General features: G+C 60.7%; 13 protein-coding genes and 1 tRNA gene. 5 read left to right on the top strand and 9 right to left on the bottom strand.

All coding sequences use genetic code 11. The features are described 5' to 3' along the window. Nucleotides 1-6: 6 nt before the first annotated feature. Nucleotides 7-1,344: an extracellular solute-binding protein gene (locus tag N2A41_RS07130; RefSeq protein WP_017963812.1), complete on the bottom strand. Its 1,338-nt coding sequence runs from the start codon at nucleotides 1,342-1,344 to the stop codon at nucleotides 7-9. 177 nt (nucleotides 1,345-1,521) lie between these two features. On the opposite strand from N2A41_RS07130, the gene N2A41_RS07125 reads away from it, so the two are divergent. From N2A41_RS07125 to N2A41_RS07115, 3 genes are all read left to right on the top strand, one after another. Continuing rightward, complete coding sequence (locus N2A41_RS07125; protein ID WP_020486072.1) at nucleotides 1,522-2,136, top strand: GNAT family N-acetyltransferase; 615 nt, start codon at nucleotides 1,522-1,524, stop codon at nucleotides 2,134-2,136. A 545-nt stretch (nucleotides 2,137-2,681) separates the two neighbouring features. Next, complete coding sequence (locus N2A41_RS07120; protein WP_017963810.1) at nucleotides 2,682-3,863, top strand: ROK family transcriptional regulator; 1,182 nt, start codon at nucleotides 2,682-2,684, stop codon at nucleotides 3,861-3,863. A gap of 85 nt (nucleotides 3,864-3,948) precedes the next feature. After that, nucleotides 3,949-4,242, top strand: coding sequence for a helix-turn-helix domain-containing protein (locus tag N2A41_RS07115; RefSeq protein ID WP_017963809.1), 294 nt, complete (start codon nucleotides 3,949-3,951; stop codon nucleotides 4,240-4,242). A 92-nt stretch (nucleotides 4,243-4,334) separates the two neighbouring features. Here the strand turns inward: N2A41_RS07115 and N2A41_RS07110 are convergent, their stop codons facing one another. Continuing rightward, complete coding sequence (locus N2A41_RS07110; protein WP_032985048.1) at nucleotides 4,335-4,547, bottom strand: hypothetical protein; 213 nt, start codon at nucleotides 4,545-4,547, stop codon at nucleotides 4,335-4,337. A gap of 196 nt (nucleotides 4,548-4,743) precedes the next feature. Between N2A41_RS07110 and N2A41_RS07105 the strand changes: the two genes are divergently transcribed. After that, a complete protein-coding gene (locus N2A41_RS07105; RefSeq protein ID WP_260110598.1) occupies nucleotides 4,744-4,977 on the top strand; it encodes a DUF982 domain-containing protein in 234 nt (77 codons plus the stop codon). Between the two features lie 6 nt (nucleotides 4,978-4,983). Here the strand turns inward: N2A41_RS07105 and N2A41_RS07100 are convergent, their stop codons facing one another. After that, complete coding sequence (locus N2A41_RS07100) at nucleotides 4,984-5,202, bottom strand: hypothetical protein (protein WP_017963806.1); 219 nt, start codon at nucleotides 5,200-5,202, stop codon at nucleotides 4,984-4,986. A 536-nt stretch (nucleotides 5,203-5,738) separates the two neighbouring features. Here N2A41_RS07100 and N2A41_RS07095 point away from each other — a divergent pair. After that, nucleotides 5,739-6,371: a class I SAM-dependent methyltransferase gene (locus N2A41_RS07095; protein ID WP_017963805.1), complete on the top strand. Its 633-nt coding sequence runs from the start codon at nucleotides 5,739-5,741 to the stop codon at nucleotides 6,369-6,371. A 185-nt stretch (nucleotides 6,372-6,556) separates the two neighbouring features. Here the strand turns inward: N2A41_RS07095 and N2A41_RS07090 are convergent. The 6 genes from N2A41_RS07090 to bcsA all read right to left on the bottom strand — a co-directional run bounded on the left by N2A41_RS07090 (nucleotide 6,557) and on the right by bcsA (nucleotide 15,548). Then, nucleotides 6,557-6,633, bottom strand: a tRNA-Pro gene (locus tag N2A41_RS07090). Nucleotides 6,634-6,731: 98 nt separating this feature from the next. After that, complete coding sequence (locus N2A41_RS07085) at nucleotides 6,732-7,400, bottom strand: HAD family hydrolase (RefSeq protein ID WP_222384741.1); 669 nt, start codon at nucleotides 7,398-7,400, stop codon at nucleotides 6,732-6,734. A gap of 75 nt (nucleotides 7,401-7,475) precedes the next feature. Then, the gene (locus N2A41_RS07080) at nucleotides 7,476-9,830 is read right to left on the bottom strand and encodes a cellulose synthase (protein ID WP_260110597.1); all 2,355 of its coding nucleotides are present in this window, start codon (nucleotides 9,828-9,830) and stop codon (nucleotides 7,476-7,478) included. Next, on the bottom strand, nucleotides 9,827-10,873 hold the full coding sequence (locus tag N2A41_RS07075) for a glycosyl hydrolase family 8 (RefSeq protein WP_222281010.1): 1,047 nt from the start codon (nucleotides 10,871-10,873) through the stop codon (nucleotides 9,827-9,829). Before N2A41_RS07075 ends, N2A41_RS07080 begins: the two co-directional genes overlap by 4 nt. Beyond that, nucleotides 10,870-13,359, bottom strand: a complete 2,490-nt coding sequence (locus N2A41_RS07070) for a cellulose biosynthesis cyclic di-GMP-binding regulatory protein BcsB (protein ID WP_017963801.1) — start codon at nucleotides 13,357-13,359, stop codon at nucleotides 10,870-10,872. The genes N2A41_RS07075 and N2A41_RS07070 overlap by 4 nt, the downstream gene beginning before the upstream one ends. Then, a complete protein-coding gene (gene bcsA / locus N2A41_RS07065) occupies nucleotides 13,356-15,548 on the bottom strand; it encodes a UDP-forming cellulose synthase catalytic subunit (protein WP_032985274.1) in 2,193 nt (730 codons plus the stop codon). The genes N2A41_RS07070 and bcsA overlap by 4 nt, the downstream gene beginning before the upstream one ends. Nucleotides 15,549-15,565: the final 17 nt, after the last annotated feature.

Genomic DNA, 15,565 nt, shown 5'->3' with positions numbered 1-15,565 from the left:
CAATCTTTATTTCTTATCCTTCAGGTAGGCCTGATAATCCTTGTCCATAGCATCGACAAAGGCTTCGGGCGTGATATTGCCGGACAGGAGAAGCGGCGTGTTGTCGTCTATTGTCTTCAGCATCGTTGGGCTCGACCAATCGGGGTAATGGCCGAGAGCGTCGTTTGCGTTGAGTGTCTTCCACATTTCGATGCCGGAGCTGAGGAGCGGCGTGAGCTTTGGCTTTGCGTCAGCCGCGAGCGAAGTTGCCGGGAGATAGCCAGCATTGGCCCAGGTTTCAGCAGCCTTTTCTGAGACCATATAGTCGATATATGCGCCGGCTAGGTCCTGTGTCGGCTTCGTTTTGGCAAGGCTCGTTATCGCCCAGGCAAGATCCACGCCCCCGACACTCATGGGCTTGGAAATGCCTTTCGGGGCGGGAATGGCCATAAAGCCGATATCCGGATTGTGCTGCATGTCACCGAAATACCAGGTCCCGGAGATCAGGAACGCGCCCTGCCCGGAAATGAAAAGCTGGACGGCGTCGTCACCTGAGATGCCTTCGAAACCGGGGAAAAAATAACCGCCCTGTGCCCACTGCTGCACGAGTTTGGCGGATTCGATGTTTCCCTTGGTGTTCCAGGAGCCGCCACGGCCGTAAATCAGGTCGTCAAGCTCGGCGCGATTGCTCGCGTCGATATGCGCTTGGTCGATGGCGCCGATCATGTGCAAGGCCAGATGCTGCTTTGCCGAGCCCATCATGAAGGGCGGAATGCCCTTTTCCTTCAGCTTGTCGAGATCGGTTAGAAGCTCCTCGAAGGTTTGCGGCAGCGCTACTCCCGCATCGCCGAGGATCTTTTTATTGTAGTAGAGGCCAACGATCTCGCCGAGGCCTGATATGCCGTAGGTCTTACCGACCCCAAATTTTCCATCTCCCCAGCGGTCTCGAGCAAGCACGGAATCCGACTGGAGTTTATCCCAGCCATATTGTTTGATGTAGTCGTCGACCGGCAGGAGCAATCCCTCCTTGACCATTGCCCCCATGTCACCGGCGCCCTGGTTGACCTTCGTGATGACCGGGCCATCACCCGCCGAAACCGCAAGCTTCAACGTCAACTTCATGTCATCAAAGGTGCGGGCGGTGCGTTTGATCGTGACGCCGGGGTGGGCAGCTTCGAACTCCTTGTTAAGTTGCTCTATGACCGCACTCTGGCCTTCATAGGTTTGGTCATCCCACACAGCCAGGTCGTCAGCACGCGCGGCTGCCGAAAGGCCAAAACTCAAAAGCGCCGCGCCAGCAAGCGCGACAGCTGCTTTCAATCGGTATGCCGGCAGTATGCTGATCGATTTCACGGTTCTGTTCATCTGCTCCACCTCATCTGGTTTATTCTCCACTCTCCGCCCAGGCCTTGTGCTAGGCACCGGCCGAACGTTTTCTTCCCCCAGAGCTTTGCCTGGCTGGCGAATCTGAGGTAATCGTCAATGCATCGGCTCCTCTCGCGACCTAAAATGACCAAGCGCCACGCAGGAGGTGGCAAAGTGATGGACACCAGCTGCTTCATCCGCCCCGCGATTGAAGCGGATATCGACGCTCTTTTCGACATCTGCCTGAAAACCGCGAATGGCGGTCAGGATGCCAGCGCGCTTTATAGCGACCCGCATCTGCCCGGCTACATCTGGTCGGTACCCTACCTGAAATTCGCCAAAGACTTTGCCTTTGTTCTCGTTCAGGACGGTCGGCCGGTCGGCTACGTTGTAGGGGTGCCGGACACAGGTGGGTTCGACAGAGACTTGCAAACAAACTGGTGGCCGTTCGTCCGCCAGCAGATTGCGGGACTGGCACCCACCCGTCCGCGCGACGCCGACGTGATGGAACGAATTCAAAATCCGCGCAGCGGAACGGCGTGGCTTCAAGACCAGTACCCGGCGCATCTTCACATCAACATTCTTCCCGGACTTCAGGCAAGCGGTTGGGGGCGCAGGATGATCGACACGGAGCTTCAAGCGCTTCGGAATCACGGGGTCGGAGCCGTGCATCTCGGGGTCGACCCAAACAACGAACGCGCCAAGGGTTTTTACCGTCACCTTGGCTTTTCCGAATTCGAGCGGGACGGCTCCGTCGCCTTTGCTATGCGGATTGATCAGGGATTGGGTTGAAGCATTTCCTGGTTTCTCCGAGGCATGGAAAGGCCCTATCTCGTAGGTACGAGAACCCTTGATTGGCGAAAATCTCACACGCCCAAAGCTGCTTGCCCCGCACAAGGCGAGATCAGCGGACCCGTCTGGATGAACGTCCGCCGGAAGGCGTGGCGCCGTTATCGGCAGTAAAACAGGTTTCTCGGCTCTATCAATCGAGGGCTTCATCATGAGCAAATCCTCGGCAGCTAGGTTCAAGGAGTCGGCGGAACGCAAATAAGGAAAATAGCCAGGTAGGCCTAGGCCAGTTCCTCTTCGAGCTATCTTGACGGGCGCACGGCTAACCAGACGATACGTATGGCGCATACTTCTACTCGACCCTCTTTATTTCATCGCGCATTTTCATCGCACGTTAATCCAAAGCCTACAGCTGGCCTCCCATTTGTCAAGGACATAGACAAATTGCCTGCTTCGATGTATTGAAATCCGGTTGGCCGCGATAGTTGTGAACTCGATATCGCCCCCAATAAGTATGTGCTCCGAACTAATTGGACTGAGCTAGCCGGATGGCAATGACATCTTCTGTCGCACAGACTCCGATCGCACGAAAAATTTCAACCAATGCCGTCATCCGAACCGTGTTCGCGAACGGGTCGATCTCTCGCGCCGATATTGCCAAGCTAACCGGCTTATCAAAGCAGACGATTTCCGATGTCGTTCGCGACCTTGAGGATGACGGCTGGCTGAAACCAGTCGGGCAGACTGATGGCCGCCCGGGCCGGAATGCGATCACCTATGAAATCAATGCCAGGGCGGGACTGGCCGTCTCTATAGATCTCGGGAGCACCAAGATTGCTGCGGCTATTTGCGATCTGTTGGGGAATGTGGTTGCTGAAACCAAAGTATCCACCGACCCGCGCGGCGGAATGCATCTCGTCAATCAGTTCAGCGATCTTATCGTGGAACTCGCGTCTGCTGCCGGGACGAGTGCCGACAAACTGCGCCTCATCGTTCTAGGCAGTCCCGGTGTGCTCGATCCGGCCACCGGACATATCAACGTAGCGCCAAGCATCCCAGGCATCGACGCAATCAATCTGCGGCAAGTCTTCAGCGACCGAATGGGTATACCCGTGATCGTTGAAAATGATGTCAACCTGGCCGCGCAAGGGGAGAGATGGCGGGGACACGGTATCGAAACCAGCAATTTTGCATTCGTTGCTCTCGGCACGGGCGTCGGCATGGGCATCATCGCCAACGGAACTCTGTTGCGCGGCGCGCGTGGGGCGGCCGGCGAAATCGCCTATCTTCCGATCGGCGGAGACGTTTTTGATCCTGGCGGATTTACGCTTGGAACCTTTGAGAGTGCGGTCGGCAGCGCCGCGATGTTGCGCCGCTACGTCGGTTTCGGCGGGCGCAACGCATCCACCGTGGCCGATCTCTTCGCCGCGTTTAGTGCAGGAGAGACAAGCGCCGCGGCTGCAATCGAAGAGACGGCAAGGCTGGTCGCGGTCGCCATTGCGGCAATCGGAGCGGCTCTCGATCCTGAACTGGTGATCACCGGTGGCAGCATCGGAGCAAGACCGGAACTCGTAAACGCCATCCGTGGTTTCCTGCCGCGCTGTACGCCTTATCCGCCGCGCATCGAGATCAGTCGCTTTGGGAACCGGGCCGCCCTGATGGGAGGAATGGGGATCGCGGTCGAACGCATGCATGACGATCTTTTTGGTGTAAAATTGAGGGAAGTTTGAAGAGCGAGTGCCTTCGGCACCGAAACCGCCCAACGTGAGAGCGCGGCCACTTGAGAAGTGCTGGAAATGCGCTAGATTTTCCATCATGATAACAGCAACGCAGATACGCGGCGCGCGCGCCATGATCGGAATGAGCATCGAAGAGCTCGCGGCCGCCAGCGGCCTGCCGGTCGAGACTGTGAGAGCGCTGGAAAACGGCGAATTCGCCGGCGAGCCACATGCGCTGTTCGATGTGCGCAGCACGCTCGAGGCGAACGGCATCATCTTCCTGTCGAGCGGTAATCAGGATGAAGGCGGACCCGGCATCCGCTTACGCGCCCGCACCTTCAGCGATGACGGCATCCGGCCCGAAAACCTCAACGCCGCCAACGACGATTGACGGAGCTAATCGGGCGCCCGGGCGTTTCGCTGTCCCATAATTTATCGGGGGTCATCGGCAAGAACGGTGTCTCGATCGAGCAGAACTAATCGTCAAAGATAAGTTTTTGCAAGATCCGCGAGTTTGCCGCCATCCTTCACGCCCTGCCTGTAGAGCTGAATGATGACCGCACCGATCCGCTCGGCCTCCGGCGTCGTTTTGACGAGGCCGCGTTCGTAGCAGACCTTGTCGAGCACCTGCGAAAGCAGATCGAGATCTTCCGAAAATAGCGGTAAATCATGCGGATGAATTGATGATCGTAACATCACGCCGCATATCCTCCGAGGGCAAACGCATCCACGCTTGCATCGCCGGCCGCCCTCCGCAACCGTCATAAAGCCATTATGCGCGAGGGCCTGAACTTTAGCAACCGCGCAAATTTCAGCAGGACAAAATTATGGAACAAAATTTTGTCCTGCGCGTTGTGAGCGCGTTTTGTGGCAGGAATCGGTGAGTGCAGACGTGAGTGAAAAACGCTTTCCCTCCCCCGTCCGGGTCCTTTCTCCAAACAGCAGCCCGATCGTTTCGACTGTCTGGGAGGCCGTCGAATATCTGAAAAGGTGGCCGAGCAAGCGTGGGCGCGACTATCGCATTGCGCGCCAGCACTGCCTGGATGCGCTCGACGGACTGCGCAGCCCGCGCGCAGCGCAGGCTTCCTTCGTCACGGCAGCGAAAACCGCAGGATTGCTGGTTTAAGATCGGTTAGCCGTTACGACCGCCGGCGGCGATGCGCTGGGGATGGATGAAACCTTCCATGATCACCTTGGCGGTCACTTCGATCACCCGCTCCTCGGCGAGTTCGGCGAGCGCGAGGGCGACATCGCCCTCCGACCAGCCGGCTTTGACGGCCTCGTCCGACAGAGCCTGGAACGCGTAGGCGAGACTCTGTCTGCAAGTTAGATTGTGCTTCATATCCGCCATGCGCTCGCACTAGGCTATCTGTGACAGGGATAATGTTAATCTACACAAGTTCGCGAGAATGCGAAGAGGTTTCGGATTTGCTTCAATTCAAAATTAGTTTATTCACTTCTAATCTTTGTATAACCTTAACAAAAATCGACAAATACCGTCTATCCCAACTAAGGGAGCACCAAAAAGAACTAAAGGATTTATTTGCGACGCACCTTCAAATGGTATTTCATCGCCTTATTTAGTTTAAATGGTCGAAGCGCCCGGAGCCGATGCAGCGGCCCATTGACTGACGAGAATACGGTAGACCCGGACGCGGCCCGTTTTCAGCATCTTCTTGGCACCCTGTCAATCAGCTTCGGGATCTTCTCTAGGGCGAGCGTTGGGCACACTGGAGGATGTCGCGCATGGTCGATACAGCCAGTCGGCGGCTGGCCTCCCGCGAATACCTTCGGCCTTAATCACCTTAATACCACAACGGCACCACACTCCGGTCAAAGTCCGCCGTACCATTGGCAGCTCACTTCTTCAGCTTTTCAGGAGGTAAAATGTCTATCGAACTAGACGCTACTACCTATGTACACGCCAAGCCGGCGACCGCCCATTCCTATATTTTGCCGGCCGTTGTCGATGTTCTCGAGAACAGTTTCCAGGAGGCAAATGAAACGGCTGTCTTCGACCTCGGTTGCGGCACCGGCGGTGCTGCAGCTGTGCTTGCAGAAAAAGGCTATGACGTCGTCGGTGTCGATCCGTCGAAGGACGGCATCGCGAAAGCGAGAACGGCCCACCCCGATCTTCCGCTGGAAATCGGTTCCGGCTACGAGGATCTTTCCAGCCGGTATGGGACCTTCGACGCGGTGATCAGTCTTGAAGTGGTGGAACATGTCTATGATCCCAAGGCCTTCTCGACGACCATTTACGATCTGGTGAAGCCTGGCGGCATCGCGGTCGTATCGACGCCTTTCCACGGCTACTGGAAAAATCTGGCTCTGGCCGTGAGCGGAAAGATGGACGACCATTTTATGCCTCTGAAGGACCATGGCCATATCAAATTCTGGTCTCCCGGAACGCTCAGTACGCTCCTGGTTGAAACAGGCTTCGAAGACGTCGACTTCGAATATGTCGGGAGAATTCCACTGCTGGCGAAATCGATGATCGCGATCGCTCAGAAACCGCACTGAAGGCGGTCGGGGGGCCACCACTCTTTGCAAGGACGATGCTACAGCTGACTTGCAACATGAACAATGACATTTTCGTTCGGGACTCTCAGTTCCCGTTTCAACATTTCCGCCGATGTCTCGTTCCGTTTTCCGCTGCCAGCGGGACGAAGAAAGTGACATTCTGACTGGGACTTCAAGGGGATAAATGGTCGGGGCGACTGGACTCGAACCAGCGACCCCTTGACCCCCAGTCAAGTGCGCTACCGGGCTGCGCTACGCCCCGACCTGCCGAAACGGCTTGCTTCGTTTAGTTTTTCAGCGCGTGCAATGCAAGCGGAAAAATCTTGCCTCCAACAAAAAGGCAGCGGTTTGCCCGAATGGTCAGATCGCAGCCAGCGCCAACTGGCCTTCGGCGGTCTGGCGGGGCTGCCATGCCTGGTAGTTGACGATCGAAAAATGCGGTGTTTCGAACGGCGTGGCGTGGGTTTCGGTGATCACGGTGACATCGGCGCCGGCGGCCTCGCCGGCAAGGATGCCGGCGACGGCATCTTCGAAGACCAGGCATTTTTTCGGATCGACGCCGAGGCGGCTTGCGCCGAGCAGATAACCTTCGGGGCTGGGCTTGCCTGATTTGACCTCCTGGCCGCTGACGATGACCTTCGGCATCGGGATGCCGGCGGCGGCCATGCGGCGCCTGGCGAGCTCGATCGGCGCCGAAGTGACGATTGCCCATCTGCCCTCAGCGATGGCGGAGAGGAAGCGGACTGCGCCGGGGATCTCGACGATGCCGGAGACATCCTCCATTTCCTCGACGAGCAGCAGATCCGCCTCATGGGCCGGATCGACACTGGGCAGGCCGAGCCCGCGTATAACGTCGGAGGCGCGGATGCCATGGATCGTCTTCAGGAATACCTCGGGCTCGAAGCCGTGGCGTCTTGCCCATTCGCTCCAGACGCGTTCGACGACGGCGATAGAATTCAGCAACGTTCCGTCCATGTCGAAAAGGAAAGCGTCGTAGGACCTATCGAGGATGTCATGGAGAGCGGGCACGGGTGTTTCCTTCCAGCATGAGGCCGGGGCAGCCCCTGCGCAGGCGAGTAGCGGAGAGCGGCGGTGGCGTCAACGTCAGTCGTTGACGTCGGGGTGTGTAACGTTTCTGACGTCGGCAAGACCGCGGGCAGCATCGCGGCTGCCGGTCGCGGCAGCGGCCTCGAAAATGCGAGTCGCATCGCCGTACAGTTTGAGATTGAGGTAGCAGTAGCCGCGCAGAACCATCAGGTCGATGCGTTCCTGCTGCAGCTGGGCGCGCTGATCGAGATAGATGAGGGTTTCGCGGTAACGCCCGGCGTCGAAGGCTGAAAGCGCACGGTCGGCGAGGATCGCCACCTGGAGTTCGGCGGCGCGCTGCCGGTTCTGCGGCGCCTTGGTGGCCGCGACGGCCGCATTGGTGGAAAGGCCGGCGCGCAAATAGGCAAGGCTCTGGCCGTAGGCTGCGTCTTCGCGGACCTTGCGCGCAGGGCTGTGCAATGCCGCCTCGAACGCCGAGATTGCCTCCATCGGCCGGTTGATATCCATCAGGCACCAGCCGCGCGACAGCGCATCGGCCGGCTCAAGCTGCGCCGCATCGATTGTCGTCGAGCAGCCGCGCGTCTGGCGCGGACCGCGCGGGACGGTCACCGTCTCCATCGCCGGCCTCGCCGCGCGAACGACCACTTCCGACCCCGGCTGCAGGGTGATGCGGCGATCGGCCGGAAGCGGCTCGGTCGGGGGACGCTGCGTCGGCTGCGCCGGTTGCTGTGCGGCAAGCCCGCCCTTCTCCGGCGGCGGCGTGACGGCATTCGGCATTAGGGAGGATGTGTCTTCGAGATTGGTGATCCGGCTCGACCGGCCGGCCCAGGCGCGCTGAAGGTCGAGCACGCCCTTGCGATCGCTCAGTTGCTCGCGGGTGACGACAAGGCCATAGGCGGACGGTTCGTCATCAGGTTTCCAGGCAAGCGCCGTCTCGAACCAGCGCGCGGCGGTCTGGAACTGGTTGAGGGAGCGGGCATACCAGCCGAACTGCTGCGCCGTCGGCACATATTTCCGGGCGATGACCTCGGTGGCGATGCGGTGCAGCACGTCTTCGGCCAGATCGGCCGGCGGCTGTAACGCCATCAGGTTGGCGGTGGCGGCGAGATAGGTTGATGTCGCATCCTCGGAATCGGCGCGCCAGCGGAACATCACGTCCTCGGCTTCCTCAGGCGCCTTGCGGGCAATCAGCGCCAGCGCCAGCCCCTGCGAAGCGGCCGCCGAATCTTGCTTGGCTCGGGCAGCGCGGAACCACTTCTCGGCATCGGCATCGTTGTTGCGGCGAAGCTGATACCAGCCGAGCAGCAGCGCGTCGGAGGCGAGCCCCTCGGTCTCGGCGAGTTTTTCGAGACGGGCGATGTAGTCGGGTGCGATAACAAGCTTCAGATCGTCATTGCCCTCGGCCACGAAGCGTCGGGTGAGATTGCCGCGGATCGCATCGAATTCCTTGCTGCCGTCGGCAGCAGGCCTCTCCAGCGTGAGCAATGCCTGCATCGGCTGGTAGCCAAGCAGCGTCGAGGCTTTTTCGACCGTCGCCTGCCGCTCGGCGGGATTGGTGCAGTTCTTCAGGATATAAGCGTAGGCATCCTGGCCGCGCTGCACCCTCTCCGTCCGGATGAAGGCTTCGGCGACACGCCAGAGGACATCGATCTCGCTACAGGTGAGCAGGCTCGGTGTTGCAGCAGCGATATCGACGACCGTCGCATGTTGCTTGAGGTCCGAGGCATTGACGAGACGGGCACGGGCCTCGGCGACGTCGAGCCGGTCGAGCAGATCGGCCGGCGGCTGCCATCCGGCATCGGCTGCCTGGCGGTCGGCGACGGCCTTGCGCAACTCCGCATAGCGGCCGTCGGAATAGAGCTGCCACATGGCCTCAAGCCTTTTGTCGCCATTCTGCGGCACGGCGAGCGGATCGGCCGGCGGAACCCAGTTTGGGTAGAGCGCCTGAAGGCGGGAGATTTCGGCCTGCAGGCGCACCTTGTCGCCGCGGCTGGCGAAATAACGAAGCGCACTTTCATCGACGGCAGGCTGCGCAGGCGCGGCCGCCTGTTGCGGTGCTGGCGGCGCGGAAACGATGGGCGGCGTGACCGGCGCCGGCTGGGCGACCGTCTGAGGTGTCGCGGGCGGTGCCGCCGGTTGCGGTGCTGCGGCATCCGGCTCGCGCACGCCCGGTGCTGGCGGCGACGGAGATGTGATCGCCTCGATCTTGTCGGCCACCAGCTGCGCATTGAATTCAGGATCGCCGGCGGAAGCATCAGTCGGCTTGATGCGGCCCATCATCATCAGCTCCGGTGCCGGCTTGCCGGCAGACTCAAGGCCGAACTTTTCCTGCAGAGCGACACGATCTTTCAATCCGGTGACGAGGGTTGCCACCACGACTGCCGCTGAAACCGCCACGAGAGAAGACTTCACAGACACTCCGGATGCTTCTCCCCAATATAGGCCAGCCCCAGCAGTTGAAGCGTGGACGGATAATAGAGTGCGGGCGCAAATTGCAGGGCCGAGACCGGCAACTTGGTCCCATCGACCACACAGGCCACAACATCATTAACAATTCGATAACCTGGGTCCGGCAACACGGTCTTCGTCCGGCCGGTGGTCAGATCGATGGTGGCGGGAACGCCGTCTTGCGACATCCCCTGCTGCAGACGGGTCAACAGCGCCTTGTCGGTGACGCCGCCACGAACAAGATAGAGCGGGATGCGGATGGCGTTATAGGCAAATTCGGCGTCGAAACCCTGCGCCGGCTGCGGCTGACCGCTGAGACTCACCCATTCGGCGGGAAGTTTGCGCGGGCCGAACTGCATCGTCTTCAACAGCGTTAGGCCACCATCCGACAGTTTTTGCCAGGCGTCCGACGGAGCGAGCACCGCCATCACCGGGATCGCCTCGTAAATCCAGTAGGACGGGTTGACGACGGGGCCATCCTCACGGTCGGTAGCGGCAAAACCCTGGCTCCCCGGCAACAGGAGTGTGTGGCCGGCCGAGCGCACGACGGTTTCGGCAAGCAGCGCCTGCGCCATTCGGGAGGCGGCGAGGATATAGTCGTTGCGTTTCCACGCCGTGCCGGCAAGCGCCAGCGCATAGGCGATCAGCATGTCGCCGTCCGTGGCGTTGTTAGCGTCGGTGACGTGCGGCTTGCCGTTCGGATCCCATTTCCACACGGCCAGGCCATCGTCGCGCAGCAGCAGCTCCGTGCGGGTAAAATACCAGATCTGTTCGAAATCGGCGGGGCTGGCTGAGAGATAGGCGAGCAGCATGCCATAGCCCTGCCCTTCGCTGTGGCTGATATTGCCGTTGCCGTTATCGATGATGCGGCCGGTCGCATCGAGAAACTTCGCCTTGTAGGCCGACCATGCGCCGGCATTGATCATCGCTTGCTGCGCAACAGCGGGCGGGCCTGCCGGGGCAAGCGCGACCGTTGCCGCCATCAGGAGCGCGCGCCACTGCCTCATTTGGACCGGCCCAGTTTTCTGAGCATGCTCGAGGTGGTGATCCCGATAAGCAGCACGAAGACGACCAGCAGGAAGGAGTAGGAGAGGATATTCGTCGATAGCCAGTTGGCGGCGATCAGACGGTAATTGGCGATCGACCAGGGGGTGGACGGCACGAAATCGAAACGGGTAACGGGCAGGGTTTCGATCTTGCCTGTCTTGCTCGAATAGGTGGTGATGTGGCCCGATATCTGCGGCCAGTTCAGTTGCGCGGTCAAAACCTCGAGCCCTTCGCGCAGGTCCTTTGCCGACGGCGCCGCCACCACGGTCCAGGCGCCGGACCCTGCGGGGCTGGAGCCCTGGGCAACCAGCAGCGTGTCGGCGTTGGCCGGCGTGAAAATCTGCTCGGCGCCCGGGATGAATTGCAGCGAACTGCGGGAGATATCGAAATTGCGCGACAGCCACTCGCGGATAGCCGTGATCCGGCTGCGCAAGACACCGCCGCTGACCTTGGAATTCCATTCCTCGAAGGCCGTACCGGTATCGACGACGCCCACCTGCGTATCCACCACCGAACGCCACGAGGCTTGGCTCGCCGTGGAGATGTTGGTCTGTGACAGCGCCGTTGTCGGCATCTGCGAGATGGAGCCGATGAAGATTGCGTCACGATCGCCGATCGCATTCGGCGAGGCGACGGTTTCGACGACGATCGGATGGCCGGCGGTGATCGCCATCTGGCCGAGCAGCGTGGCGGCGGCCGAAAGCGTATCGGCATCGACGCGGTCGATGAAGAGCGGCGTCGGTTCCGTGACCCGACCATAGGGATAGGCAGTGCCGGCCATTGCCGCCAGATTCGGACGCTGACCGACGCGGGCGAAATCCGGAATCTGCAGCTCGGAGGTATCGAACAGGGCAAAACGCGGGGTGGTGCCGGTAGCCGCGCCCGGCGCGCAGACGGCATCGTCCTTGGTCATCAGGATCGCTTCGATCGCCACCGAATTGAGACCTGGCTTGAAGTGCCGCATCGTCACGCGGATCGGCAGATGACGCAGAATGCCGCCTGATGTCGTGGTGATCGGGACGGTGGAGGCGATGTTGTCGTTGACGTAGATATCGATGTGGCTGCCGGGCATCACGTTATCGGTATAGGCGGCGTCGAGCAGCACCTTCGCCTCGCCATAGGCATTGGCATAAAAATCGGCCGGCACAGCGATATTGAAACTCGTCCGCAACCGCCGGCCGGAGAATTCGGTGGTCTTCACACCGAGCTGAGACAAGGCGATGTTTGTATCGGAAAAGACCAGAGGCGCGTTCGGCGCGCTCCAGCGCTCGGTGGTCAGCACGTCGCGGCGAACATCCGAGGACCGGTCTGTCGATGAAACGATGGTGTCGATCGCCGAGGAGACCGCCTGCCAGGAGGGGCCGCTGATCAGAAGGATCGGCGAGCCGCTGCGCGGGTCGGTGACGAAAGCGGCGAGTGCCGCACTTTCGGCGCCGGGTGGCAGGTCGGGAAAGAGCGGCCGCAGTTCTGCCGCGGTGCCGACGAGCACGCTGAGCTTACCAGGCCCGGCGGCCGGAAGCGACGCGGTGCTGAAGGCAAAAATCTGGTTCGGCATACTGCTCAGCACCGACAGGCCCTGCGCCAGCCGTAGCAGCGGCTTGGTGGTTCCCGGCTGCTCCAGTGCCGGGACAACGAAGTCGAACTCCGTCTTGCCAGCGCCGTTGACGCCGATGGCGCGGATTGCATCGGCGCTCGATAGCTGGGCGGCGTCCCTGCCGGCAAAGCTCAGATAGGTTCCGGCCGGATCGATATTCGACCACAGTTCATAAGTGGATTGGATGCTGCAATCGGTGCGATGCCGCTGATCGGCTTCGAACGTGACGAGGTTGGCGCCCGGCTGCAGCAAACCGGGCGGAACCTCGAAGGTGACGGCCGAAGAGCCATCCGGCGAGCCGACGCGCTGCTGGCCGATCGGGCGATTGTTGAGATAGACGGTCAGCGCGGAGGCCTCGGGCGCAACGACGATCGAATTCTGGTAGGCGAAGGTGAAGCTTGCCTTGGCCCTCGCCTGCTCCGGTGTCAGATAAACAGTCCATGACCGGCGATCGTATTCGCCGCCAAGGCCGAGTTTCGAAAAGGGCACGACAAAGCGACGGACATCGCCTGTATGCAGCGGCGCAACGCTGTTTGCGGCTGCGGCAGGCCGGGGCGCAGGCATCGCCGGCTGCGCCTGAGTGGCAACCGGCGAAGCAACAGGAGGGGGAGCAGCCGGGGTTGCAGGAGGGGGAGCACCCGGGGTTGCAGGCGCGGGTACGACGGGAACTGGAGGCGTGAGGGGAACGGGCGCAATGACCGCAGGCGGCGCGGCCTGTGTGGGCGGCATCAACCTCGGGGTAACGGACGCACCAGGCGGCCGCTCGCCGGACATGTCGAAGGGCGCCGTCTGCGCCTGGGCGAAGGCGGAGGCATTCAGCAGGAAAAGCGAGGCGACGACGATCCTTCTCATCCGGCGTTGACCTTTGCCGCCTGCTGCTGGGCTTCCCGCTCCGGCCGCATGCTGCGGAAGAAGTAAACGAGGCCTCGGCTCGTCTGGTAGAACGCCATGCCGAGAAACCAGATGGTGCCGCGGATCAGGCCCGGATTGCGGCGGCGCGAGGCCTGAAACTGGGTCCACTGGTCGGAATTGGCAAACATCAGATCGGCGATCAGGCGATGGTCGAGCGCGCTTTTCGGCACGTATTGGCAGCCGACATTGCTGATGTCGCCCGACGGCTCGATGTTGCGGACGATGAGCGGCAGGGTTTCCAGATCCGCGCCGCTATAGGGCCGGAAGCGGATTTCGCCGACGGCGCCGACCAGCATCTCGTCGAGATGCTTGTTGAAGATGTGCAGCCTCGCGCCATGCACGGAGACGTCCTCGATCGAGGCCGTGTACCACTTGCCGTTGGCGCCGAATTCGCAGCGCCGGTTGACGCGGACGCGACGGGACGAGGCGCGCTCGCCGCGCTCCGATACGACTCCAAGCGCGCAGCCGGCCATGATCAGGTTGATGACATTCCATCCGCCGACGACGAGCGTGACGTCGGCCTTATAGGGCTCGGCATAGATCTTGTAGATGGTGATGACGAGCGCGACGATCTGCACCGCAAAGATGACGAAGAACGGGCGGCTGATCTCCGACAGACGGCTGACGGCGATCGATTCGTCCTTGGCGGTGACCTTGAAGGTCGGCTTCCTCGGATTGAGCATGACGGAGACGACAGCCGGCAGCAGATGTACGGTCTGGACATATTCGTAGAGCTCGGAAATCCAGGGCCAGCGGAATGACCCATAGAGGTAGTTCTGCATCATCAGATTCACGAGCATATAGGCAAGCGTATAGGCGAGGAACTCGCCGCCCGAGGCGGTGAAGATTTCCAGATCGAAGAACAGATAGAAGAGCGGCGCAAACAGAAAGATCGTGCGCGGGAACGGGAAGAGCCAGAACAGCGTGGAGGACATGTAGCAGAAGCGCTGTGGGATCGTCAGGCCGCGCTTCAGAAGCGGAAAGCGGAAGCGCAGGATCTGCATCATGCCCTGCGCCCAGCGACTGCGCTGGCCGATGAAGCTTGCGAAGGTGGCTGGCTGCAGGCCGGCGATCAGCGGCTTGTCGACATAGATGCTGTTCCAGCCGCTGCCATGGAGCGCCAGCGCCGTCTCGCAATCCTCGGTGATGCTGATTCCGGAAAACCCATTCTGGGATTCGAGCGCCTTACGGCTCAAAACCGCAGCCGAGCCGCAAAAGAAGGCCGCGTTCCATTTATCGAGGCCGCGCTGGATGATGCCGTAGAACATCTCATTCTCGCTCGGCATCTTGTCGAAGGTGCGAAGGTTGCGCTCCAGCGGATCGGGATTGATGAAGAAGTGCGGGGTCTGGACGAGGAAGAGCTTCGGATCGTCTTCGAAGTAACCGACGGTCTCGAGCAGGAAATCGCGGGCCGGCGCGTGGTCGGCATCGAAGACGGCGATAAGTTCACCGGTCGAATGTTTCATGCCGTTGTTGAGATTGCCCGCCTTGGCGTGCTCGTTACGGTCGCGCGTGAGGTAGTGGACATCGAGATCGTCGCAGAGCTGCTTCAGCTCGATATGTCGGGCAGCCGCCGCCTGGGCTTCGAGCAGCTTGCCGGAATTGCGCTTCTGCAGGGTGCCGCCGTCGTCGAGCAGCCAGACATGCAGTTTCTCGGCCGGATAGTCCATGGCCTTGGCGGCGGCCAGCGTGTTTCCGAGAAGACCGGCATCCTCATTGTAGGATGGCACGAAGACGTCGACATGAGGAAGGCGCCCGGGATTGGCGGCACGCGAGGGGCGCGACGGCAGCGGGGTGGCGACGATGAACAGGCTGAGCGCCAGCATCGCGACGCTATACATTTCGGCCAAATAGAGCAGCAGGCCGGGAATGAAGTTTTCCAACTGATTCAGAGGCGGCAGCGTATTGGTGGTGCGCCAGTAGACATAGCGCAGCACGATCGACGTGCCGAAGGCGAGCGCCACCAGGCGCCACGTCCCCTCACCCTTCAAAACTTTGATCAGCGCCATGACGGTCACGACCGTGATGCTGGTGATGAGCTGGGTCTGCAGGTTGACCGGCAGCGTGATCAGCACGATCATGCAGAGCGAAACCACGGCCCATATGATGACACTGCGGGCTTTGCGCATCGACGTTCCTTCGAAAT

It is taken from the genome of Rhizobium sp. SRDI969 (assembly GCF_025152725.1).
In the GTDB taxonomy this organism is placed as follows: domain Bacteria; phylum Pseudomonadota; class Alphaproteobacteria; order Rhizobiales; family Rhizobiaceae; genus Rhizobium; species Rhizobium leguminosarum_I.
This window is presented reverse-complemented; position numbering and strand designations above follow the sequence as displayed.